This window comes from Streptomyces sp. NPDC059564, from assembly GCF_042735575.1.
Classification (GTDB): Bacteria; Actinomycetota; Actinomycetes; order Streptomycetales; family Streptomycetaceae; genus Streptomyces.
The window spans coordinates 1-969 of record NZ_JBHWBP010000418.1 but is presented as its reverse complement, the minus strand read 5'-3'; the positions used below and the strand labels follow the sequence as shown (position 1 = coordinate 969).

1 pseudogene (only partly in view) is annotated in these 969 nt (G+C 83.6%); it reads left to right on the top strand.

Features of this window, described 5'->3' with window-relative positions:
• Positions 1-969, top strand: a pseudogene (locus ACFV0Q_RS37005) (AAA family ATPase) (its annotated part extends 1,085 nt beyond the left edge of the window); the annotation flags it as partial.

Sequence of the window (969 nt, the reverse complement as noted above, 5' to 3'; positions counted from 1 at the left end):
TGGAGCGGGCGCTGGCCGAGGAGGAGCGGCGGCTGCGGGACGCGGCGCGGGCCATCGCCGACCGGCGCGAGGAGCTGGCCCGGCTGACCGGGCGGCTGGGCGCGGCCCGCTCCCGGGCCGGCGCCGCCCAGGCCGAGATCGACCGGCTGGTGGCCGCCCGGGACGAGGCGGCGGCCCGGGCGGAGGCGGCGCGGGAGGAGTACGAGGCGCTGGCCGAGGAGGTCGGCGGGCTCGAGGACCCTTCCGTGGAGGGGGAGTACGAGCAGGCGCGGGCCGCGCTGACCGGGGCGGAGGCCGCGCTGGGTGCCGCCCGGGAGGCGCTGACCTCGGCGGAGCGGTCCCGGGCGGCGGTTTCGGCGCGGCGGGAGGCGCTCGCGCTGGGGCTGCGGCGCAAGGACGGAACGGGGGCGCTGCTCGCTGCGCGCGAGCGGCTGGCGGGGTTGCTGGGGCCGGCGGCGGAGCGGGTGTCGGTGGCCCCGGGGTACGAGGTCGCCGTGGCGGCGGCGCTGGGGGCTGCCGCCGACGCGGTGGCCGTGGCCTCGCCGGGGGCGGCGGCCCTTGCCATCCGGCACCTCCGCGCCACCGACGCCGGCCGGGCCACCTTCCTGGTGGCCCCGGCCGCTGGGGCCCCGGGCCAGGACCCGGCCCGGGCTTGGGTGCCGGCCCCGGCCGCGGCCCAGGCTGCGGTGCAGACCCCGGCCCTGGCCGCCGACGTGGCGCCGGGTCGCCCCCCGACCGCGATCCCCGGCCCCGGCCCGAGCCCGGACGGCCTCGCGGGCCCCGGCCCGACTTCGGACGGCCCAGCGGGCCCCGGCCGGACTCCGGGCGGCCCTGCGGGTCAGGCCCCGGCCCTCGGCGACGCCCCGACTTCGGGCGACGGCCCGGCGGGTGCCGGCCTGCCCGGGCAGGCGCAGGGGCCGGAAGACTTCCCCCACCCCGCCCCGTCCCGCAACCGGGGGCTCCGCCCCC